Source organism: Streptomyces sp. NPDC018026 (genome assembly GCF_044327745.1).
Lineage (GTDB): Bacteria > Actinomycetota > Actinomycetes > Streptomycetales > Streptomycetaceae > Streptomyces > Streptomyces rubrogriseus.
The window spans coordinates 282,494-301,426 of the sequence record NZ_JBIRFY010000006.1 but is presented as its reverse complement, the minus strand read 5'-3'; the positions used below and the strand labels follow the sequence as shown (position 1 = coordinate 301,426).

At 71.7% G+C, this 18,933-nt stretch carries 21 protein-coding genes; 13 read left to right on the top strand and 8 right to left on the bottom strand.

Features of this window, described 5'->3' with window-relative positions:
• Positions 1-83: 83 nt before the first annotated feature.
• The 4 genes from ACH4D3_RS21055 (at position 84) to ACH4D3_RS21040 (ending at position 3,042) form a co-directional block, all read left to right on the top strand.
• Positions 84-1,244 (top strand): family 2 encapsulin nanocompartment cargo protein polyprenyl transferase, encoded by a 1,161-nt coding sequence (locus ACH4D3_RS21055; protein WP_398324051.1) that lies wholly within the window; start codon positions 84-86, stop codon positions 1,242-1,244.
• 256 nt (positions 1,245-1,500) lie between these two features.
• Positions 1,501-2,115 carry a GNAT family N-acetyltransferase gene (locus ACH4D3_RS21050; RefSeq protein WP_398324049.1) on the top strand — a complete coding sequence of 205 codons (615 nt, stop codon included), beginning with the start codon at positions 1,501-1,503 and terminating at the stop codon, positions 2,113-2,115.
• A 94-nt stretch (positions 2,116-2,209) separates the two neighbouring features.
• Complete coding sequence (locus tag ACH4D3_RS21045) at positions 2,210-2,794, top strand: dihydrofolate reductase family protein (protein WP_398324047.1); 585 nt, start codon at positions 2,210-2,212, stop codon at positions 2,792-2,794.
• A gap of 26 nt (positions 2,795-2,820) precedes the next feature.
• Entirely contained in the window at positions 2,821-3,042 is a 222-nt protein-coding gene (locus ACH4D3_RS21040; protein ID WP_398324045.1) for a hypothetical protein, read from the top strand.
• A gap of 107 nt (positions 3,043-3,149) precedes the next feature.
• On the opposite strand, the gene sodN is transcribed toward ACH4D3_RS21040, so the two are convergent.
• Positions 3,150-3,545 (bottom strand): superoxide dismutase, Ni, encoded by a 396-nt coding sequence (gene sodN, locus ACH4D3_RS21035; protein ID WP_003973716.1) that lies wholly within the window; start codon positions 3,543-3,545, stop codon positions 3,150-3,152.
• A gap of 145 nt (positions 3,546-3,690) precedes the next feature.
• On the opposite strand from sodN, the gene sodX reads away from it, so the two are divergent.
• Positions 3,691-4,128 carry a nickel-type superoxide dismutase maturation protease gene (gene sodX / locus ACH4D3_RS21030; protein WP_164274157.1) on the top strand — a complete coding sequence of 146 codons (438 nt, stop codon included), beginning with the start codon at positions 3,691-3,693 and terminating at the stop codon, positions 4,126-4,128.
• Here sodX and ACH4D3_RS21025 read toward each other — a convergent pair.
• Positions 4,032-4,661: an ABATE domain-containing protein gene (locus tag ACH4D3_RS21025; protein ID WP_052840746.1), complete on the bottom strand. Its 630-nt coding sequence runs from the start codon at positions 4,659-4,661 to the stop codon at positions 4,032-4,034. The genes sodX and ACH4D3_RS21025 overlap by 97 nt on opposite strands.
• Positions 4,662-4,759: 98 nt before the next feature.
• Here ACH4D3_RS21025 and ACH4D3_RS21020 point away from each other — a divergent pair, with 98 nt between their 5' ends.
• A complete protein-coding gene (locus ACH4D3_RS21020) occupies positions 4,760-5,563 on the top strand; it encodes a class I SAM-dependent methyltransferase (protein WP_398324043.1) in 804 nt (267 codons plus the stop codon).
• 134 nt (positions 5,564-5,697) lie between these two features.
• On the opposite strand, the gene ACH4D3_RS21015 is transcribed toward ACH4D3_RS21020, so the two are convergent.
• Genes ACH4D3_RS21015 through ACH4D3_RS21005 form a run of 3 tightly spaced genes read right to left on the bottom strand, consistent with a single transcriptional unit; the run spans position 5,698 to position 8,399 of the window.
• Positions 5,698-6,459: an amino acid ABC transporter ATP-binding protein gene (locus ACH4D3_RS21015; RefSeq protein WP_398324041.1), complete on the bottom strand. Its 762-nt coding sequence runs from the start codon at positions 6,457-6,459 to the stop codon at positions 5,698-5,700.
• Positions 6,456-7,406 carry an amino acid ABC transporter permease gene (locus ACH4D3_RS21010; RefSeq protein ID WP_398324039.1) on the bottom strand — a complete coding sequence of 317 codons (951 nt, stop codon included), beginning with the start codon at positions 7,404-7,406 and terminating at the stop codon, positions 6,456-6,458. Before ACH4D3_RS21010 ends, ACH4D3_RS21015 begins: the two co-directional genes overlap by 4 nt.
• Positions 7,407-7,436: 30 nt before the next feature.
• The gene (locus ACH4D3_RS21005; RefSeq protein WP_398324037.1) at positions 7,437-8,399 is read right to left on the bottom strand and encodes an ABC transporter substrate-binding protein; all 963 of its coding nucleotides are present in this window, start codon (positions 8,397-8,399) and stop codon (positions 7,437-7,439) included.
• A gap of 639 nt (positions 8,400-9,038) precedes the next feature.
• On the opposite strand from ACH4D3_RS21005, the gene ACH4D3_RS21000 reads away from it, so the two are divergent.
• The 4 genes from ACH4D3_RS21000 to ACH4D3_RS20985 all read left to right on the top strand — a co-directional run bounded on the left by ACH4D3_RS21000 (position 9,039) and on the right by ACH4D3_RS20985 (position 12,476).
• On the top strand, positions 9,039-10,268 hold the full coding sequence (locus ACH4D3_RS21000; RefSeq protein WP_398324035.1) for an NADP-dependent malic enzyme: 1,230 nt from the start codon (positions 9,039-9,041) through the stop codon (positions 10,266-10,268).
• 339 nt (positions 10,269-10,607) lie between these two features.
• Positions 10,608-11,573, top strand: a complete 966-nt coding sequence (locus tag ACH4D3_RS20995; protein ID WP_398324033.1) for a zinc-binding dehydrogenase — start codon at positions 10,608-10,610, stop codon at positions 11,571-11,573.
• A 127-nt stretch (positions 11,574-11,700) separates the two neighbouring features.
• On the top strand, positions 11,701-11,910 hold the full coding sequence (locus tag ACH4D3_RS20990) for a helix-turn-helix domain-containing protein (protein WP_003973707.1): 210 nt from the start codon (positions 11,701-11,703) through the stop codon (positions 11,908-11,910).
• Positions 11,910-12,476 carry a Clp protease N-terminal domain-containing protein gene (locus ACH4D3_RS20985; RefSeq protein ID WP_398324031.1) on the top strand — a complete coding sequence of 189 codons (567 nt, stop codon included), beginning with the start codon at positions 11,910-11,912 and terminating at the stop codon, positions 12,474-12,476. The genes ACH4D3_RS20990 and ACH4D3_RS20985 overlap by 1 nt, the downstream gene beginning before the upstream one ends.
• 101 nt (positions 12,477-12,577) lie before the next feature.
• Here the strand turns inward: ACH4D3_RS20985 and ACH4D3_RS20980 are convergent, their stop codons facing one another.
• Both ACH4D3_RS20980 and ACH4D3_RS20975 read right to left on the bottom strand, forming a co-directional pair.
• The gene (locus ACH4D3_RS20980) at positions 12,578-13,678 is read right to left on the bottom strand and encodes a helix-turn-helix transcriptional regulator (protein WP_398324029.1); all 1,101 of its coding nucleotides are present in this window, start codon (positions 13,676-13,678) and stop codon (positions 12,578-12,580) included.
• A gap of 1 nt (position 13,679) precedes the next feature.
• Positions 13,680-14,630: a DUF4097 family beta strand repeat-containing protein gene (locus ACH4D3_RS20975; protein WP_398324362.1), complete on the bottom strand. Its 951-nt coding sequence runs from the start codon at positions 14,628-14,630 to the stop codon at positions 13,680-13,682.
• Between the two features lie 168 nt (positions 14,631-14,798).
• Between ACH4D3_RS20975 and ACH4D3_RS20970 the strand changes: the two genes are divergently transcribed.
• Positions 14,799-15,632 carry a hypothetical protein gene (locus tag ACH4D3_RS20970; RefSeq protein ID WP_398324027.1) on the top strand — a complete coding sequence of 278 codons (834 nt, stop codon included), beginning with the start codon at positions 14,799-14,801 and terminating at the stop codon, positions 15,630-15,632.
• Positions 15,633-15,682: 50 nt separating this feature from the next.
• On the opposite strand, the gene ACH4D3_RS20965 is transcribed toward ACH4D3_RS20970, so the two are convergent.
• Positions 15,683-15,871, bottom strand: a complete 189-nt coding sequence (locus ACH4D3_RS20965; protein WP_266487295.1) for a DUF6104 family protein — start codon at positions 15,869-15,871, stop codon at positions 15,683-15,685.
• Between the two features lie 179 nt (positions 15,872-16,050).
• Between ACH4D3_RS20965 and ACH4D3_RS20960 the strand changes: the two genes are divergently transcribed.
• Positions 16,051-16,521: a CU044_2847 family protein gene (locus tag ACH4D3_RS20960; RefSeq protein ID WP_398324025.1), complete on the top strand. Its 471-nt coding sequence runs from the start codon at positions 16,051-16,053 to the stop codon at positions 16,519-16,521.
• Positions 16,518-18,773 carry a trypsin-like peptidase domain-containing protein gene (locus ACH4D3_RS20955; RefSeq protein ID WP_398324023.1) on the top strand — a complete coding sequence of 752 codons (2,256 nt, stop codon included), beginning with the start codon at positions 16,518-16,520 and terminating at the stop codon, positions 18,771-18,773. Before ACH4D3_RS20960 ends, ACH4D3_RS20955 begins: the two co-directional genes overlap by 4 nt.
• Positions 18,774-18,933 lie beyond the last annotated feature (160 nt).

Sequence of the window (18,933 nt, the reverse complement as noted above, 5' to 3'; positions counted from 1 at the left end):
TCACTGTCCCGAACGCCGTGTTCCCGCCCTCCTGGGCGGGTACACCCCCGGGGTACGGACGGGCCCAGGGGGAAGGTGAGTCCATGACGGAGACCCGGCGCGGCGCCACCGCGACGTGCCGTCCCACCGGAATGCCGGAAAGGCACGGGCCCATCGGCACACAGCGCGAGAAGGAGCCGGGGGAGTCGTCCGACGGGCAGGGGCAGGCGGTGGCCGAAGGGCAGGAGGCGGCGGTGCTCCTGAGCGAGTCACGAGCGGCGGTCGATCCCGAACTGCGGTCCGCCATCGCGACGCTGCCCGAGTCGATGCGCCGCGTCGCGCTCTACCACTTCGGCTGGCAGCACGCGGACGGCTCGCCCGCGTCGGGCAACGCGGGCAAGGCGATCCGTCCCGCGCTCGTCCTCACCGCGGCGGCCGCGCTCGGCGGTCCGGCGGCCCGCGCGGCGGCCGTCCGGGCCGCGGCGGCGGTGGAACTGGTCCACAACTTCACCCTGCTGCATGACGACGTGATGGACCGCGACGCCACCCGGCGGCACCGGCCGACCGCGTGGACCGTGTTCGGCGACGCCGACGCGATCCTCGCCGGGGACGCACTGCAGGCGCTCGCCCTGCGGCTGTTCGCCGCCGACCCGCATCCGGCGTCCGCGGCGGCGGCCACCCGGCTCGCCGACTGCGTCATGGAGCTGTGCGAGGGCCAGCACGCGGACACGGCGATGGAGCGGCGCCCGCCGGACGAGGTGACCCTCGACGAGACACTCGTCATGGCCGAGGCCAAGACGGGCGCCCTGCTGGGCTGCGCCTGTGCCGTCGGCGCGCTGTACGCGGGCGCCGCCACGGAGGACGTCGAGGCCCTGGACGCCTTCGGCCGTGAGGCCGGGATGGCCTTCCAGCTCATCGACGACGTCATCGGCATATGGGGCGACCCGCGCCACACCGGCAAGCCGGCCGGTGCGGACCTGGCCGCCCGCAAGAAGTCACTGCCGGTGGTCGCCGCCCTCACCTCCGGCACCCCGTACGCCGCGGAACTGGCCGGGCTGTACACCGGCCCCTACGACGAGAACAAGGAGGACCTGGAGCGCACCGCCCTGGCCGTGGAGCGGGCCGGCGGCCGGGACTGGGCACAGGCCCAGGCGGCCGACCGGATGGCGAGGGCCATGCAGGAGCTGGCGCGTGCCGTGCCCGAGCCGGAGGCGGCGGGTGGCCTGCTCGCGCTGGCCGAGTTCGTGACCCGGCGCAGCGCCTGAGCGCCGCCCCGGCCCCCTCGCCCGACCCGGCGTCGTGGAGCGCCGGGCCGGCCACGCAAGACCCCGGAGCCCGTGCAGGGCCGTACGGCACCTGACCGACGTACGGCCGCACCGCCGACGGCTCCGGTCCGGCGGGTCCCGCACTTCCCCACGGTGTGCGGGGCCCGCCTCCTTCTCTCCTCCGTGGGGTGTGCGTGCCCACCGGATAGGCTCAACCGCCGTATGTGCCGGTGATGTTGGGTCGAAGGAGCGAGGCATGGGTGTGGTGATCCGCACGGCGGGGGAGGGCGACCGGGATCTGGTCGTCCGGCTGCTGGACGAGGCCTTCCAGGACGATCCGGTGAGCAGTTGGGTCTTCCCCGGCGCGGAGTACCGTCGCCGGACACACCACCGGCTCATGGCCGCGTTCGCCGACGCCGTCTTCGCGGACGGCCGTGTCGACCTCACCGAGGACGGCGCCGCCTGCGCGCTGTGGCTGCCCGTCCCGGCGGACGAGCCCGCGGGCGACGGGCCGGGGGAGGGCGCCGAGGACGTCCCCGCCCTGATTCGCGCGGCCGTCGACCCGGAGAACGAGCGCGTGGAGCTGATAGCCCGGCTCACGGACGGGATCCACCCCTCCGGCCGGGCGCACGAGTACCTGTGGATGATCGGTGTGGTCCCGGAGCGGCAGGGCGAGGGACTGGGCACCGCGCTGATCGAGGCCGTCCTCGACCGCTGCGACCGCGAGGGCCTGCCCGCCTATCTGGAGGCGAGCAGCGCCCGCGGGAAGGTGCTCTACGAACGACTCGGCTTCGAGTTCACCGGCCGGGCCCTGGATCTGCCGGACGGCCCCCGCATGTGGCCGATGTGGCGCGAGCCGCGGACTCCGTGATCTCGTACTCCGTTCCCCAAACATAAATCCGTTCCCCAAACAACTACGCACGGAGTACTGTGTCCGTAGTGGTCAACACCAAGGGGAGACCGGTTTGCGCAAACTCACGTATTTCATCGCCTGCTCGATCGACGGCTTCATCGGCGGCCCGGACGGCGACGCGTCGTTCATGGTCCCGTTCGTCGACGAGGAGTTCTTCGAGTTCCTGAAGTCGGAGTATCCGGAGACACTGCCGACCCACGGCCGTCGTCCGCTGGGCATCGACGACCTGCCGAACAAGCGGTTCGACACGATCGTGCAGGGACGCGCCAGTTACGACCTGGCCCTCAAGGAGGGCGTCACCAGCCCCTATGCCCACCTGCGTGAATACGTCGCCTCGCGCACGCTCACGGAGTCGCCCGACCCGAACGTCGAGATCATCTCGGCGGATCTGGTCGGCAGGGTCCGGGAGCTGAAGGCCGAGGACAGTGCCTTGGGCATCTATCTGTGCGGCGGATCGGCCGTGGCCGGCGAACTGGCCGACGAGGTCGACGAACTGGTCATCAAGACCTACCCCGTGGTGCTCGGCACCGGCATGCCGATGTTCGGCTCCGGCTTCGAGGTCGCCGAATTCGTGCCGGACTCGGTGCGGACCTTCGGCAACGGCGTCGTGGTGCGTACGTACCACCGCAAGCGCTGAGCCGCCGCTCGTTCTAACCTGGGGGTATGGACAGCGACACGTACGCCTGTCCCGTGTGCGGACAGCCAGTCGAAGCGGTCGTCCGGCGCCACAAGACGCTGGGCATATGGGTGCCGGAATGGGCCCCGGGCCCGTGCGGCAACCCGGAGTGCGAGGCGGGCCCCGAGAAGAACACCGGGGCCCCCGAAGCCCAGACACGGCCCGGGAGGCCGGAGCACTCCCGGGAATCGGTCACCGAGAACCCCTGACCACGACAACGCCGAAGGGGCCCGGCCAGTAGCGCGCCGGGCCCCTTCGGGCTGCCCTGCGGCCTGCGATGGTGCACCGATCGCGGGCCCCGGGATACTGACGTCCGTCAGGCCTTCTTGGTCTCCCAGAAGATCTTGTCGATCTGGGCGATGTAGTCCAGGGCCTTCTGGCCGGTCGCCGGGTCCTTCGAGCCCTTGGCGGCCGACAGGGCCTTCAGGGTGTCGTTGACCAGCTGGTGCAGCTCCGGGTACTTCTCGAAGTGCGGGGGCTTGAAGTAGTCGCTCCACAGCACGGATACGTGGTGCTTCGCGAGCTCGGCGCGCTGCTCCTTGATGACCGTGGCGCGCGTCTGGAAGTGCGGGTCGTCGTTGCCGGCCATCTTCTCCTGGACGGCCTTCACCGACTCCGCCTCGATGCGGGCCTGGGCAGGGTCGTACACGCCGCAGGGCAGGTCGCAGTGGGCGCTGACCGTGACCTTGGGGGCAAACAGGCGGGAAAGCATGAAGCGTTCCTTCCTCGTGATCGTCTTCTCAGGGGGGACATTACTCCCTGGGAGACCTGATTTCGCGGGTGCCCCCGTGGGCTTAGGACAAAAGTCCGGGGTGAGACTGAGACTGGTGGAGGAAAGACCGGGGAGGAGCCGGGTGATGCCGGAGCAACTGTCGCAGGAGACCGAGCGTGCCAGAGGGGCGTTGCCCTTCGGGCCGGCCGAGGTGACCGGGCCGTCGATGGTGCCCACGCTGCACCACGGTGACGTACTGCTCGTGCACTGGGGGGCCCGGGTCCGGCCGGGTGACGTGGTCGTGCTGCGGCACCCCTTCCAGCAGGACCTGCTCGTGGTCAAGCGGGCGGCCGAACGGCGTGGGGCCGGCTGGTGGGTGCTGGGGGACAACGCGTTCGCGGGCGGGGACAGCACCGACTACGGGGTGGTCCCGCAGGACCTCGTCCTCGGCCGGGTCCGGTTCCGGTACCGGCCGCCGCGGGCGGGTCAGCGTTCGCCGCTCGCCGTGGTCCGCTGGGCGCTGTCGGCGGTCAGGCCGGTGCTGGCCGACCGGTCCGCCTCCAGGCGCTTGCGGGCGCGGTAGGCCGCCACGTTGGCGCGGGTGGCGCAGCGGTCGGAGCAGTAGCGCCGGGAGCGGTTGGTGGAGGTGTCCAGATAGGCGTTGCGGCAGGGGGCCGCCTCGCACAGGCCCAGCCGGTCCACCCCGTACTCGGTGAGGTGGAAGGCCAGGCCCATCGCCGCGATGGCCGCGAAACCGGCCGTCGCGTTCGAGGGGTGGTCCGCCAGGTGCATGTGCCACAGCGGGCTGCCGTCCTCCGCGCGGTGGTCGTGGCCGGAGATCTGCGGGCTCACCGGGAACTCCAGGAGCAGTGAGTTCAGCAGGTCGACGGCGAGGGTCTCGTCGCCGCCGTCGGCCGCCTCGAAGACCGCGCGCAGCCGCCCCCGGACCGAGCGGAACCGCGTCACGTCGGCGTCGGACGCGCGCCGGGCCGCCGACTGGTTGGCGCCGAAGAGCTCGCGGACGGCCTCCACCGAGGTCAGGGAGTCCTGTCCCCGCGACGGTTCCTCGGTGTTGACGAGACGTACGGCGTAATCCGAGTAATAGGCCAGTTCCACTTGTAGTCCTTACGACGGGGCTCTAGGGTCGTGCCTGCGGTCAGGTAACAGCTGATCGTGCTTCCAGGGTATTACGCGATGCGATGCGGAGGGGCTCGATGACGAACGCGGACACGACCACGACGGCCACCACGACGGCCACCACGACCACTGCGGTGGGTGCCGACTGGCAGGCCTGGCAGCAGAGCTGGGACCGGCAGCAGGAGTGGTACATGCCGGACCGCGAGGAACGGTTCCGGATCATGCTCGACATGGTCGAGGCGCTCGTCGGTCCCGCGCCGCGCGTGCTGGACCTGGCCTGCGGCACCGGCACCATCACGGCCCGGCTGCTCGACCGGTTCCCGGACGCCACGAGCACCGGCGTGGACCTCGACCCCGCCCTCCTCGCCATCGCCGAGGGCACCTTCGCGGGCGACGAGCGGGTCTCCTTCGTCGCCGCCGACCTCAAGGACCCCGACTGGCCGGCGAAGCTGCCGTACGACGCGTACGACGCCGTGCTGACCGCCACGGCCCTGCACTGGTTCCACGCCGAACCCCTCGCGGATCTCTACGGCCGGGTCGCGGAGCTGGTCCGCGACGGCGGTGTCTTCATGAACGCGGACCACATGATCGACGAAGCGACGCCCCGGATCAACGCGGCCGAGCGCGCCCAGCGGCGCGCGCGGATGGACGCCGCCAAGGGGCAGGGCGCGCTGGACTGGTCCGAGTGGTGGCAGCTCGCCGCCAAGGACCCGGCGCTCGCCGGGCCCACCGCCCGCCGCTTCGAGATCTACGGCGAGCACGCCGACGGCGAGATGCCCTCGGCGGCGTGGCACGCGCGCGTGCTGCGCGAGAAGGGCTTTGGCGAGGCGCGGCCGGTGTGGTGCTCGCCGTCGGACACCCTGCTCCTGGCGGTCAAGTAGGACCACGCGCCGAGGGCCACGAGCCGAGGGCCACGAGCCGAGGACCACACGCCGAGGGCCACGCGCCGAGGGCCACGCGCCGAGGGGCGGTACGGAGATCCGTACCGCCCCTCGGCGCGCAATCGTGCGGTCGATCAGAGGACCTTGGACAGGAACGCCTTCGTCCGGTCGTGCTGCGGGTCGGTCAGCACGTCGCGCGGGTTGCCCGACTCGACCACCACGCCGTTGTCCATGAAGACCAGGCTGTCGCCGACCTCGCGGGCGAAGCCCATCTCGTGGGTGACGACGACCATCGTCATGCCGGACTCCGCGAGGTCGCGCATGACGTCGAGGACGTCGCCCACCAGCTCGGGGTCGAGCGCCGAGGTCGGCTCGTCGAACAGCATCAGCTTCGGGTCCATCGCCAGGGCCCGCGCGATGGCGACCCGCTGCTGCTGGCCGCCGGAGAGCTGCGAGGGGTAGTTGCCGGCCTTGTCGGCCAGGCCCACGCGCTCCAGGAGGCTCCGCGCACGGTCCCTGGCCTGGGCCCTGCTCATGCCCTTGACCTGGACCGGCGCCTCCATGACGTTCTCCACGGCCGTCATGTGCGGGAACAGGTTGAAGCGCTGGAAGACCATGCCGATGTCCCGGCGCTTGAGGGCGACCTCGCTGTCCTTCAGCTCGTAGAGCTTGTCACCCTTCTGGCGGTAGCCGACCAGCTCGCCGTCGACGTACAGACGCCCGGCGTTGATCTTCTCGAGGTGGTTGATACACCTGAGGAAGGTGGACTTGCCGGAGCCGGAGGGGCCGATGAGGCAGAACACCTCGCCCTGCTTCACCTCCAGGTCGATGCCCTTGAGGACCTCGACGGCACCGAAGGACTTGTGGACGCCCTCGGCTTTGACCATGGCTGTCATGCCGCACCTCCCGTCGTGCTGGAGCGGTTCGACAGGGAGAACAGGTTCGCCCTGATCTTCTGCATCGGGGTGGGCGGCAGACTGCGGCTGGAGCCGCGGGCGTAGTAGCGCTCCAGGTAGTACTGGCCGACGCTGAAGATCGAGGTCAGCAGCAGGTACCAGGCCGCCGCGAGGAACAGCATCTCGGCCGGGGCGCCGGAGGTCTGGCCGATGTCCTGGGCGACTCTGAACAACTCGGCGTACTGGACGACCGACACCAGTGAGGTCGTCTTCAGCATGTTGATGACCTCGTTGCCCGTCGGCGGCACGATCACGCGCATCGCCTGCGGGACCACGATCCGGCGCAGCGTCTTGGTGTGGCTCATGCCGAGCGCGTGCGCCGCCTCGGTCTGGCCCTCGTCGACCGCGAGCAGGCCGGCGCGGCAGATCTCCGCCATGTACGCCGCCTCGTTGAGGCCGAGGCCGAGCAGCGCCGTCAGGAACGGCGTCATGAAGTCCGACCACTCGTCGCGGTAGAACGGGCCGAGGTTGATGTACTCGAAGACCAGGCCCAGGTTGAACCAGACGACCAGCTGCACCAGGACCGGCGTGCCGCGGAAGAACCAGATGTAGAACCACGCGATGGACGAGGTCACCGGGTTCTTCGACAGCCGCATCACGGCGAGCAGGATGCCGCCGACGACGCCGATCAGCATCGCGAGGACGGTGATCAGGAGCGTCTTGCCCATGCCGGTCAGGACACGGTCGTCGAAGAAGTAGTCGGGGATCGCGCCCCAGTTGATCTTGCCCTGGGAGAAGGCGTAGACGACCGCGGCCAGCAGCGCGATCGCCACGACCGCGGAGACGTACCGCCCGTAGTGCCTCACCGGGATGGCCTTGATGGCCTCGGGCGGGGTCGGCGGGGTGCCGGCCGGGCCGCCCGCCGTCTTGTCGATGTCAACAGTCACGGATGTTGCCTTTCAGCGCCCGCCGCGCGGTCACTTGCCGCCGTTGACGGCGGCCTCGGTGACGGCGCCTTCCGACACGCCCCACTTGTCCATGATCTTCTTGTACTCGCCGTTCGCGATCACCGCGTCCAGCGCCGCCTTCAGGGCGTCGCGCAGCTGCGTGTTGTCCTTGGCGACCGCGATGCCGTACGGAGCGGCCTCGACCTGCTCGCCGACGATCTCGAAGTCCTTGCCGCCGCCGGAGGTCTTCACCGCGTACGCCGCGACCGGGAAGTCGGAGGAACCGGCGTCCGCGCCGCCCGCCCGCAGCCGGGTCTGGGCCTGCTGGTCGTTGTCGAAGGCCTCCATGGAGATCTTCTTGCCGGCCGGGCACTTCTCGTTCTCGGCCTTGGCCAGGTCCTCGGAGACCGTGCCGCGCTGGAGCACGAGCTTCTTGCCGCACAGGTCGGACCAGGTCTTGATGCCCTGGTCGTCGCCCTTCTTGGTGTAGATCGAGACACCGGCGGTGAAGTAGTCGACGAAGTCGACGCCCTGGCCGACCTTCTTGCCGGTGTCGGCGTCGATGCCCTCCTGGCGGTCCTTGGTGTCGGTCATCGCGGACATGGCGATGTCGTACCGCTTGGAGCGCAGGCCGGTGATCAGGGTGTCGAAGGTGCCGTTCTCGAACTCGAACTTCACGCCGAGCTGCTTGCCCAGGGCGTCCGCGAGGTCGGGGTCGATACCGACCGTCTTGCCGGAGTCGTCCTTGAACTCGACGGGTGCGTACGCGATGTCCGAGCCGACCTTGATGGTGCCCTTGTCGCGGATCGACTGCGGCAGCTTGTCGGCCAGCGGGGCACCGCCGGCCGACTGGTTGTCGCTGCCGCCGGAGTCGCCGTTCTCGGTCTGGTCGCCGCATCCGGTGAGCAGCAGGGCGCCGGCGACCGCGATCGCACCGACCGCTGCTAGCCGGGAGTGCGCGGCGGTCGTACGACGGGTGAAGCGTGCGGTCATGGTGGTTCCTCCGGCGGATGAGGGAGTTGCCGATGGGGACGGTGGAGTTCCGGTGGGACGGGACGCCGGCCGGGGACCGGCCGGTGCCGTGGGTCGACGAGAGCACACACCTTCGAGTGCCGCGACCTCGTGTGATTACGGCATCTTGCCATTCGGACTCGGCCATTCAGGGGGGCCGTCATGTCAAAATCGGATAACGGGTCACCCCCCGAACCGCACCAGGTCGGTACATCACGACCGAACCTTTGCGGGAATCTGCCCTTCCGGCCGGAAGATCTGCGGAATTTCTCGTTATCCGACCATGGATCGCGAGTGAGCAGGGCTGTTGAAGGTGCCGTGCGCGGGTCTGTCAAGGGGTCCGGAGAGGTTGTCCGGAACCCTGGCTATGAGCCATGTCACCGACATGCGGCGTTCGGGGTCCGGCATGTGAGCTTGCGCTTATCGGACTCGTCGCAGGGGGCGTCCGTCGGGTAAGAAGGTTCTTTACACCCCTCATCAGGGGCTCAGGGCGCGTGTGCGGCGCGCCCGTCGCGCGGGGTTCTCGTGGCCCGGACAGCCATCTCCCTGCGCGGTGCCCGCCCATTCCTCACCAGGAGTGGACAAACCCTCAAACCATGAACTCTTAAGGGGTAAGACAAAGTGGCAGCGGAGATCGTCAATCCTCGCAGCGACAGCGAAGCCGGTGCGGAGCAGGAGGCGGGCGCCGAGCCGCTCGACTCCTTCGACCCCGCGTTCGCGCTGCACCGCGGCGGCAAGATGGCCGTGCAGGCCACCGTGCCGGTCCGCGACAAGGAAGACCTGTCCCTGGCGTACACGCCCGGCGTCGCGAAAGTGTGCAGCGCGATCGCCGAGCAGCCCGACCTCGTCCACGACTACACCTGGAAGTCGTCGGTCGTCGCGGTCGTGACGGACGGCACGGCGGTGCTGGGGCTCGGTGACATCGGGCCCGAGGCGTCCCTCCCGGTGATGGAGGGCAAGGCCATCCTCTTCAAGCAGTTCGGCGGCGTGGACGCGGTCCCGATCGCCCTGAACTGCACGGACGCCGACGAGATCGTCGAGACCGTGGTCCGGCTCGCGCCCTCCTTCGGCGGCGTCAACCTGGAGGACATCTCGGCGCCGCGGTGCTTCGAGATCGAGCGCAAGCTCCAGGAGCGCCTGGACATCCCGGTCTTCCACGACGACCAGCACGGCACGGCCGTCGTGACGCTGGCCGCCCTGCGCAACGCGGCGCGGCTGAGCGGGCGGACGCTGGGTGAGCTGCGGGCGGTGATCTCGGGTGCGGGTGCGGCCGGGATCGCCATCGCCAAGATGCTGGTGGAGGCCGGCATCGGGGACGTCGCGGTCGCCGACCGCAAGGGTGTCGTTTCGGCCGACCGGGAGGATCTGACCCCGGTCAAGCAGGAGGTGGCCTCCTTCACCAACAAGGCCGGGCTCTCCGGCCCGCTGGAGGCGGCGCTCGCCGGTGCCGACGTCTTCATCGGCGTCTCCGGCGGTACGGTGCCCGAGCCGGCGGTGGCCTCGATGGCGGAGGGTGCCTTCGTCTTCGCGATGGCCAACCCGAACCCGGAGGTGCATCCGGAGGTCGCCCACAAGTACGCGGCGGTCGTCGCGACGGGGCGCTCGGACTTCCCGAACCAGATCAACAACGTGCTGGCGTTCCCGGGCATCTTCGCGGGCGCTCTCCAGGTGCGGGCGTCGCGGATCACCGAGGGCATGAAGCTCGCGGCCGCCGAGGCGCTGGCCTCCGTGGTGGGGGACGACCTCGCCGCGGACTATGTCATTCCGTCCCCGTTCGACGAGCGGGTCGCGCCGGCCGTGACGGCGGCGGTGGCCGCGGCGGCCCGGGCGGAGGGGGTTGCGCGCCGGTGACGGTGTGATGCCTGCGGTGTGGTGAGCGGCCTCGTCCTTGGTGGGCGGGGCCGCTTGTCTTTGGGGGCGGGTGCGGGTGCGAGTGCCGGTGCGAGTGCGGGTGTGCTGGTGCTGGGCGCGGGGTGGGGCGCTGACCGGCGCTGGGCGGGTGCCGCTGCGCCCACCCGTGCCGCCTGGGGGTACCTCCCAGGCCGTTCAGGCACTGGGGGAGGCACGACTGCCCGCAGCTGGGGGGGGAGGGGGCAAGCACGACTGACCGCGGCTGGGGGCTGGCAAGAGGGGGTGTGTCACACGGGGCTGTGGTTCCGGTTGGGCGGTGGGGAACCTATCGTCAAGGTCATGTTCGCTGTCTACGCCGCCCGAATCGACCGCGACCAGCCCTTGGCCGGCCTGGAGTTGGGAGAGCTTCCGGCTCCCGAGGCCCGCCCCGGCTGGAGTGCCGTCGATGTCAGGGCCGCCTCCCTCAACCACCACGACCTGTGGTCCCTGCGCGGCGTCGGCCTCCCCGAGGACCGGCTGCCGATGATCCTCGGCTGCGACGCCGCCGGGATCGACGAGGACGGCAACGAGGTCGTCCTGCACTCCGTGATCGGCCAGACCGGCCACGGGGTCGGCCCCAGGGAGCCCCGCTCCATCCTCACCGAGCGCTACCCGGGGACGTTCGCCGAGCAGGTCGCCGTGCCGACCTGGAACATCCTGCCCAAGCCCAAGGAGCTTTCGTTCGAGGAGGCCGCCTGCCTGCCGACCGCCTGGCTGACGGCGTACCGGATGCTGTTCACCAACGCCGGGGTGCGTCCCGGTGACTCGGTGCTGGTGCAGGGCGCCGGCGGCGGGGTCGCCACGGCCGCGATCGTGCTCGGCAAGGCGGCGGGGCTGCGGGTCTTCGCCACCAGCCGGGACGAGGCCAAGCGCAAGCGGGCGCTGGAGCTGGGTGCGGTGGAAGCCGTCGAGACGGGCGCGCGGCTGCCGCAGCGGGTCGACGCCGTGATCGAGACCGTGGGCGCCGCCACCTGGTCGCACTCCATCAAGTCGCTGCGGCCCGGCGGCACGTTGGTCATCTCCGGTGCCACCAGCGGCGACCGGCCCTCCCACGCCGAACTCACCCGGATCTTCTTCCTGGAGCTCAAGGTCGTCGGCTCCACGATGGGTTCCAAGGACGAGCTGGAGGACCTGCTGTCCTTCTGCGCCGCCACCGGTGTGCGTCCCGTCATCGACGAGGTGCTTCCGATGGACCGGGCCCGTGAGGGGTTCGAGCGGATGGCCTCCGGGGGGCAGTTCGGCAAGATCGTGCTCAGCAACTCCTGACGCGTCCCCCCAGGCAGGGCGGGTCCGGTTCACCGGGCCCGCCTTTCGCGTGTCCCGGCCGCTCGGTAACGCCACCCTCATGTCAACCAGGGTTGACATGAGGGTCATGTCAACCTAGGTTGACTGTATGAGTGAAGCAACGGATCTCGCCACGCGTGCGGGTGACCGCGATCCCCGGATCGGGCTGCGGGCCGTCACCGCCCTGCGGAAGCTGGTGGAGCAGCTGGAGGCCGTACAGGTGCGCAGCGCCCGCCGGCAGGGATGGTCGTGGCAGGAGATCGCCACGGAACTCGGAGTCAGCAGGCAGGCCGTGCACAAGAAGTACGGGAGGCATTGATGTTCGAGCGATTCACCAAGGACGCCCGCGCGGTCGTGCAGGGGGCGGTCGGACACGCCGAGCAGGCGCGGGCGGAGACCGTCGAGCCCGAGCACCTGCTGCTCGCCCTGCTCGACCGGGAGGGCAGTCGCGCCTCCTTCGCGCTGGCGGCACTCGGCGTAGCCGAGAACCGGGACGCGGTACGCCGGGAGCTGGGGGACGCACGGCGCCGTGCGGGTCTGTCGCAGTCCGAGACGGAGGCCCTCGCCGGACTCGGCATCGACGTCACGGAGATCGTCGCCAGGGTGGAGGAGGCGCACGGTGTGGGGGCGATGTCCGCCGACGACCGCAAGCGCGGGCGCCGCTGGTCGGGACACCGGAGCTTCAGCCGGGGCGCCAAGGAGGTCCTGGAGAAGGCGCTCCGGGTCGCCGTCGCCCGCCGTGACCGGCACATCGGGGACGAGCATCTCCTCCTCGCCCTGGCCCTGCGTCCCGGAGTGCCCGCCGAGGTGCTCGCCGACCACGGGGTGACCCACGCGTCGCTGTCCAGGGTGCTGGGCGAGGGCACCGGGGAGGCCTGCGCCTGACCGCCTGACCGCCTGACCGCCTGACCGGCGGCCCGGTGGCCCGGCGGCTCACCGGCGCGCGCGGCGCCCCTGCGGGCCGGGGGCGCCGCGCCGTGCCGCGCTCAGGCCTTCGGCGTACGCAGGATCGCCCCGATGTGCGCCGCCGCCTCCGACAGCCGGCGGCGGCTGTCGCGCAACTGGTCGGACGTCACTCCATGGTCCCGGGCGGCGTCGCGGATGTCGTCCCGGAAGCGGTCGAGCAGCCGGTCGAGGTCGCGCGCCGGGTCACCGGTGGATTCCGCGGCGTCCTCGTGGGCCCAGCTCGGCGTGTATCCGGCGGGGAAGTCCTCCGGCGTGGCTGAGTACTCGGGCGTGGCGGAGTACCCGGGGCCCGGGGAACGCTCCGCGCGCGAGGCGGGGCTCCCGGTGTCGGTGCGTCCGAAGCCCCAGTCCCTGCCGAACTCCTTCCCGAAGTCCTTTCCGAAGTCGCCGACCTCCTTGGCCAGTTCGCTCAGGCCCTCACGCAGTCCCGTCGGCCAGTCGCCCCGCGAGAAGTGGTCCTGCACCTGTTCCTGCACGCGCTGGGCGATGCGTTGGACCTCCTCCTGTGCCTGGGCCCTGGCCCGCTCCTGGGCCTCCTTGGCCTGGCGCCGGGCCCGCTGGGCCTCGTCGCGGGCGCGGCGGCTCTCGTCCTTGGCTCGGCGGGCCTGCTCCTTCCACTCCTGCTTCACCCGCCGCATCTCCTCCTTGGCGGCCCGCCAGGCCTCCTTCTCGTCGCCCTCCCCGGCACCGGCGGCGGAGCCGCCCCCCTCGTCGTGCGCCCCTGGGGTGCCCCGGCGGGCCGCCGTGGCCGCGGCCCGCATTTCCCGCCGCAGATCACCGGCCGCTCCCCGCACGTCGGCCCGGATCTCGGCGGCCAGCTCGGCGACCGACTCGCGGATCTCCAGCTCCAGATCGGCCAGCTCGCCGCTGCGGTCGGCCAGCTCGGCGCGACCGGCGTCCGTGATGGCGTACACCTTGCGGCCGCCCTCGGTGGTGTGGGTGACCAGGCCCTCCGCCTCCAGCTTGGCCAGGCGGGGGTACACCGTGCCCGCGGACGGGGCGTACAGGCCCTGGAAGCGTTCCTCCAGGAGTCGGATCACCTCGTAACCGTGGCGCGGGGCCTCGTCCAGGAGCTTGAGGAGGTAGAGGCGGAGGCGGCCGTGGGCGAAGACGGGGGGCATGTCAGAGCACCTTCTTGTCGGTCGTGCCGTCGGAAGGGGCGTCGGTGGCGCCCTGGTCCCGGACGGAAGCGGAATTGTCCCCTGAGTCGCCCCGTGCGGTGCCCGCCGGGCCGGATTCCTCCGGCTTCCGCTCCCACGGGGTGTCCTCCGTCGCCGGGCGGCGGAGCAGGGCGATCGAGCCGGAGACGGTGGTGGCCTTCAGCCGGCCGTTGCCCGCGCCGAGCCGTCCGGTGATGCGCTTGGCCCCCCACTGGCCGCCCACCCGGAGGTCCTCGAAGGCGCTGCTGACCATGCCGCTGGCGGTGTTCGCCTCGACTTGGGCGTCGGCCGGCTGGGGCAGTCGGATGGCGATCTCGCCCGAGACGCTGTTCAGGCTGATGTCGGTGGGGCCTCCGGTCGGGTCCAGGTCGACGATCATCGAACCGCTGACCGAGTCGGCCCGCACGGAGGAGCCCGCCTCCACCACCGTCAGGTCGCCGGAGACGGAGTTGAAGCGGAGGTCGCCGGTGAGGGCCTGCGCCTCCACGTTCCCCGAGACGGTGTCGGCGCGGACGGGGCCCGCGAGGCTCACCAGAGTGGTGTCCCCGGACACGCCCTTGACCTCGGCGGGTCCGTCGAGACCCGAGACCACGGCCGCGGCGCTGACCGCCCCCACCTCTACCCGGGTGCCGGTAGGCACCGCCAGGGACACCACCGCACTGCGTCGCCAGCCCTTGCGGTCCAGCCACTTCAGGAAGCCCTTCCAGGGCATGTCCTCGTAGGCCACCGTGAGCACGCCGTCCCGGTGGGTCACGATCAGAGGGGGTCCCTCGATCTCGGAGACCTCCAGGCGGGCGGAACCTTCGTCCGTGCCCACCACGTTCACTGTTCCACTGGCGATGCGTACGTGGAGCCGGCTCACCGGCTCGTCGAAGGTGAGCTTCCTGGCCTCCGCGACGGACCACTCGGACATGGTGCAGACCTCCTCGACCGAACGCGCCATATCGCGTCCTCCGAAATTCACGATATATCGCGGACACGGAAAGTCAAGACACCCGTTCCGGTGATCAGTGATCGGCCAGTGGGCGGCCGGTGATCGGCTGAGTGGGTGGGTATGTCCTACTTGTCCTACCTTGTCAATATGACGACGGAAGGGTCGGTCTTCGCTCTCACTCCCGGCGCCCTGCTGCTCTGCCGCGCCGAGCCGGATTCCGTCGCCGTGGTCGCCCCCCTGCTGGGCGAACCGATGCCGCTGGTCCGGGCCGGTGCGCAGTGGAGCGCGCTGGTGCCGGAGGGCGGGCCCTGGCGGGACGGGGGCGAACCGGTCGACCGGGTCGTCGCCGGCTGGGCCGCGGCGCTCGCCGTCGGCGCCCCCTGGCCCGTACTCGCCCTGTGGTGGGACGCCGACCGGGCCGGATACGTCCTCGCGTCCGGATTCCGCCGCCCGGTGGGCTACGTGTGGCTCGCGAACGGCACACCGGCCGGCGAGGACGAGGCGATGCGCACCTTCGCCGCCCGGCTGGGCCTCGACCCGGTCCTGGACGTGCAGTCGCTGGACCGGCTGACGCGGCCCGACCCGGACGCCGATGGCGCGTTCGGGGCCGGAGCCGGTGCCCGGGCCAGGCTGCGGGGGCTGCTGGCGGTGCTCGCACGCGCGGGAATCACCCTCCCCGCGGGGCTCGACCCCGGTGAAGGCGCCGACCGCCTCGGCGCGGCTGCCCGCGCCCTGCCCGGTGTCCGCCGGACCGAGCCCGCCGGACGCCGCCCGACCGCCGACGACAGCCCGCTGGCCGCCTGGATGCCCTGGACGGGCGGTCCGGGGGCCCGCGTCCTGGCCCTGGCCCAGGTGGCGACGGGACTGCCGCTCACCGTCTGGGGTCTGCGGCGCCGCAGCGGAGGCTGGACCGCGGCGGGGGCGCTGCTCGTCGGGCACGGCGCGCTCGGCGCGGCCTACGGGCTCTCCAGACACACCTGACGGTCCGCCGCGGCGGACCGGTCCGACGGTCCGCCCCGGCCCTTCCGTTCCTACTCGTCCTCGTCCTCGTCCTCGTCGTCCAGCCGTGCCAGCCACGTGGCCAGGCGCTCCACCGGTACTTCGAAGTCCGGGTTCAGGTCGACGAACGTGCGCAGCTGCTCGGCGAGCCACTCGAAGGTGATCTCCTCCTCGCCGCGCCGCTTCTCCAGCTCCTCGATGCCGCGGTCGGTGAAGTACATGGATCGTGCTCCGTCGGGTCTTTGCAGGGTTGAGAGCCTCCCGGGCGGGAAGAAACCTGTGCCTGCAGGGTGGAGAGATGGGGTCTTTCCGTCAGTTGTGAAGAAGACAGCACAAGGATAGGCGCCCACGGGGCCGTGCCTTCCGGGGCCGTCGAGGGGCGCGGGGACGGGGGAATCGCATGGGACAGGAAGCGACGCGCGTCACGCGCATCGTGCTGCCGGACGGGACACCGGTCTGGGCCCGGATCTCGGGCGCGGCCGAGCTGCCGGCACCGCCCGGGCAGCTGTCGTACAGCGACACCGGCTTCGCCGAGCGGATCGAGGCGAGCGTGGAGAGCCTGAACGCGCTCGTGACCGGTGTCGCGCGCTCGCTGGCGGAACCGCTGCGCGCGGTGCGGCCGGACGAGGTGAGCGTCCAGTTCGGCATCGAGTTGACGGCCAAGGCCGGCAAGGTCGTGGGCCTTCTCGCCGACGGCGAGGCCAAGGCGGGCATCTCGGTCACCCTCACCTGGAACGGCGGCCCGCCGGATCCGTCCGCGCCCGACGCGCGCGCCCCGGGCGGTGAGCCCCCCGACGCCACCGCGGACGCGTCCGCCCGCGCCCCGGAGCACGGCGGGAGCGGTGCCGCCGCTTCCGGGAGCGGGGCATGACGCACGGACGCGCCCCCGGCGCACCGGGGGCCGGGGACGCGGCCCGCCGTGCGCTGCGTGGCCTCGTCATGGCGGCGACGGTTCGCATTCATCGGCCGGACGCCGGGTATGCCCTGGACGAACCCGCGACGTTCCTCGGAAGCGGCTACTTCGTCGCCCCGAGCTGGGTTCTGACCTGCGCACACGTGGCATGCGGCGGTGAGGGGGGCGAGGTCGTGGTGGTGTACGAGCCCGCACCGGGCCGCGGCATGTCCGCGGTCTCGGGCCACGTGGCGGCGGCCCTTCCCGAGGGCGCCGGATCCGTGCCCGGCAACTGGCCCGCCCCGGACCTCGCGCTGGTGCGGCTGAGCGAGCCGGTCGACCACGAGTGCGTGTACCTCTCCGAGCGCCCGGCGGCCTACTTCGGCGAGGGCAAGGTCCTGTACGCGGGCTGGACGGTGGTCGACGGACGGCTGAGGATGCTCGACGGCACCCTCACCGTGCAGGGCACCATCGGCGGCTGGAACGCGGACGTCCAGATGCGGCTGGGGGACAACGACCTCCCGGACGGCGTCTCCGGCGGCCCCGTGATCGATCCGGAGCGCGGCGAGGTCATCGGCGTACTGAAGTCGCGTTCCGACCACGCGCGCGGGGGCACCTCCACCGGGCTGGAACAACTGCGGACGCTGCCCGTGCCCGCCGGAGAGCTGACGACCGAACCCGACGACCTGTACCAGGCGGTGGTGCACGCCCACGACCGCTACCACCGCGACCGGCAGCGCCATCCGGACGCGCGCCGTCACACCTGGGCCGACGTGCAGGGCCGGCTCGGGTCCCGGCCCGGTCAGACGCTGAGCCCCGACGAGCGCGTCCAGTTGCTCGGACGCCTCGCGGACCTGCCGCCGCCCGCCAGCACCCGTTCCCTGCTGGACCTCCTCGACTCCCTGCAGGACTTCGAGGCACCGGCTCCGCTGCCCGCCCCGCGCGGCTGGCGCGACGGACTCGGTGCCCTGTACGAGTACGCGCGCGACGACGGCGCCCTCTACCTGGTGCTCGACTACGCGGTGCACGCCATGACCGCGGACCGCCCGTTCCTCGCGCCCAGTACGCCGGCCGCCGAGGAGGCCCTGTGGGCCGGGATCTGGCAGGCCGCCCAGCGGCTCGGTCCCGGCCGCCGGAGTGCCCTGGTCGAACGGCGGATGGCCAGGATGACGGCGCGCCGGCCCGCCCCGGGCCCGGTCGGCGGACCGCGCGGGGCGCCCGCCGGCGGTCCGGAACGGTCGGCGGCCGGGCAGTCGTCCGTGCTGGTGGAGATCGTGCGGCGGGGCTGGGAGCCGGACCGCTGCGACTGGTCGGTCTTCGTCGTGCGCTCCGACGGAGAGGCGAAGCGGCTCAAGGAGGTCCAGCGCGTCCCGCTGGCCGACCTGCCCACCCATCTGTCCGCACCGCTCAAGGAGGCGTTCCGGCAGTGCGACACGCCGGGCCGGCCGGCGGTTCTGCAGGTGGCTACGGAGCACTCACTGCTGGCACTCGACGTGGACGAATGGCGGCTCGGTCCCGAGGACGAGCGACTCGGCACACAGCGCCCGGTCGTCCTGCGCTGCTCCGACCGCGACCAGCTGACCGAGAACGGCGAGAACTCCGGGTACGGTGCGAACTCCGGGTACGGCGAGAACTCCGGATACGGCGCGTACCCCGGATACGGCGCGTACGGCGGGAACGGTGAAGGCGGCGGAATCGGCCGGAGCCGTGGGACCGAAGCAGGCGGCGGGCAGCCGGCGGCCGCTCAGGACGCCGACCACCGCCTGGACATCGACGAGGAACGCAGAGCCCGCTGGCGCTGGCTGCACGCCCACCCGGTGACGGCCGCGGTCCTGGACTGCGACGACGGGCTGCGCAAACCGGTGCCGCCCGTCGAGGAGTTGCGGGGCCTGTCGCACGGCACGGTTCCGGTGCTGTGCCGCTTCGACGCCCGCGTCGGCGAGGGCGACGCGGAGGGCCTTGCCCGGCTCGTGCGCGGCGGCTTCGGCGTGGCGCTGTGGCGCCGTGGGTACGGGCTGCCGGAGACGGTCTGCGGCGAGTTCCACCGCGGCACCCTGGACCAGATCGCGGGCCCGGCCGGAGCCCACCGACTGCCCGAGGCGGTGCGCGACCTGCGCCACAGACTGCGGTCGGGACGGCCGGAGACCTTCTGGGCCCACGGCATAGCGCTGCTGTACGACGACCCGCACCAGCCCCTGCCCGGCGCGGGCGACCTGCTGGAGGCGCCTTGACCGCGGCCCGCGCGGGTCCGCGTCGACCGCGCGCTCATGCGTTTCAACTCCCCTTGACGAGGCACCCCTTGGGCGATGTGCCTCTTACCAGTCCCGTTCAGGATCGATACCGTGATGGACGCCCCACGACGACAGCGCCCCCCGGACGAGTGACGACGAG

Bases quoted from the DNA above. Each gene is read 5' to 3' on its own strand.
- ACH4D3_RS20965 (WP_266487295.1), bottom strand. From the start codon at position 15,871: ATGTACTTCACCGACCGCGGCATCGAGGAGCTGGAGAAGCGGCGCGGC.
- ACH4D3_RS21020 (WP_398324043.1), top strand. From the start codon at position 4,760: ATGACGAACGCGGACACGACCACGACGGCCACCACGACGGCCACCACG.
- ACH4D3_RS20995 (WP_398324033.1), top strand. From the start codon at position 10,608: ATGTTCGCTGTCTACGCCGCCCGAATCGACCGCGACCAGCCCTTGGCC.
- ACH4D3_RS21055 (WP_398324051.1), top strand. From the start codon at position 84: ATGACGGAGACCCGGCGCGGCGCCACCGCGACGTGCCGTCCCACCGGA.
- ACH4D3_RS21005 (WP_398324037.1), bottom strand. From the start codon at position 8,399: ATGACCGCACGCTTCACCCGTCGTACGACCGCCGCGCACTCCCGGCTA.
- ACH4D3_RS20970 (WP_398324027.1), top strand. From the start codon at position 14,799: ATGACGACGGAAGGGTCGGTCTTCGCTCTCACTCCCGGCGCCCTGCTG.
- ACH4D3_RS21050 (WP_398324049.1), top strand. From the start codon at position 1,501: ATGGGTGTGGTGATCCGCACGGCGGGGGAGGGCGACCGGGATCTGGTC.
- ACH4D3_RS21015 (WP_398324041.1), bottom strand. From the start codon at position 6,459: ATGACAGCCATGGTCAAAGCCGAGGGCGTCCACAAGTCCTTCGGTGCC.
- ACH4D3_RS20990 (WP_003973707.1), top strand. From the start codon at position 11,701: ATGAGTGAAGCAACGGATCTCGCCACGCGTGCGGGTGACCGCGATCCC.
- ACH4D3_RS20980 (WP_398324029.1), bottom strand. From the start codon at position 13,678: ATGCCCCCCGTCTTCGCCCACGGCCGCCTCCGCCTCTACCTCCTCAAG.
- sodX (WP_164274157.1), top strand. From the start codon at position 3,691: ATGCCGGAGCAACTGTCGCAGGAGACCGAGCGTGCCAGAGGGGCGTTG.
- sodN (WP_003973716.1), bottom strand. From the start codon at position 3,545: ATGCTTTCCCGCCTGTTTGCCCCCAAGGTCACGGTCAGCGCCCACTGC.
- ACH4D3_RS20960 (WP_398324025.1), top strand. From the start codon at position 16,051: ATGGGACAGGAAGCGACGCGCGTCACGCGCATCGTGCTGCCGGACGGG.
- ACH4D3_RS20955 (WP_398324023.1), top strand. From the start codon at position 16,518: ATGACGCACGGACGCGCCCCCGGCGCACCGGGGGCCGGGGACGCGGCC.
- ACH4D3_RS20975 (WP_398324362.1), bottom strand. From the start codon at position 14,630: ATGTCCGAGTGGTCCGTCGCGGAGGCCAGGAAGCTCACCTTCGACGAG.
- ACH4D3_RS20985 (WP_398324031.1), top strand. From the start codon at position 11,910: ATGTTCGAGCGATTCACCAAGGACGCCCGCGCGGTCGTGCAGGGGGCG.
- ACH4D3_RS21040 (WP_398324045.1), top strand. From the start codon at position 2,821: ATGGACAGCGACACGTACGCCTGTCCCGTGTGCGGACAGCCAGTCGAA.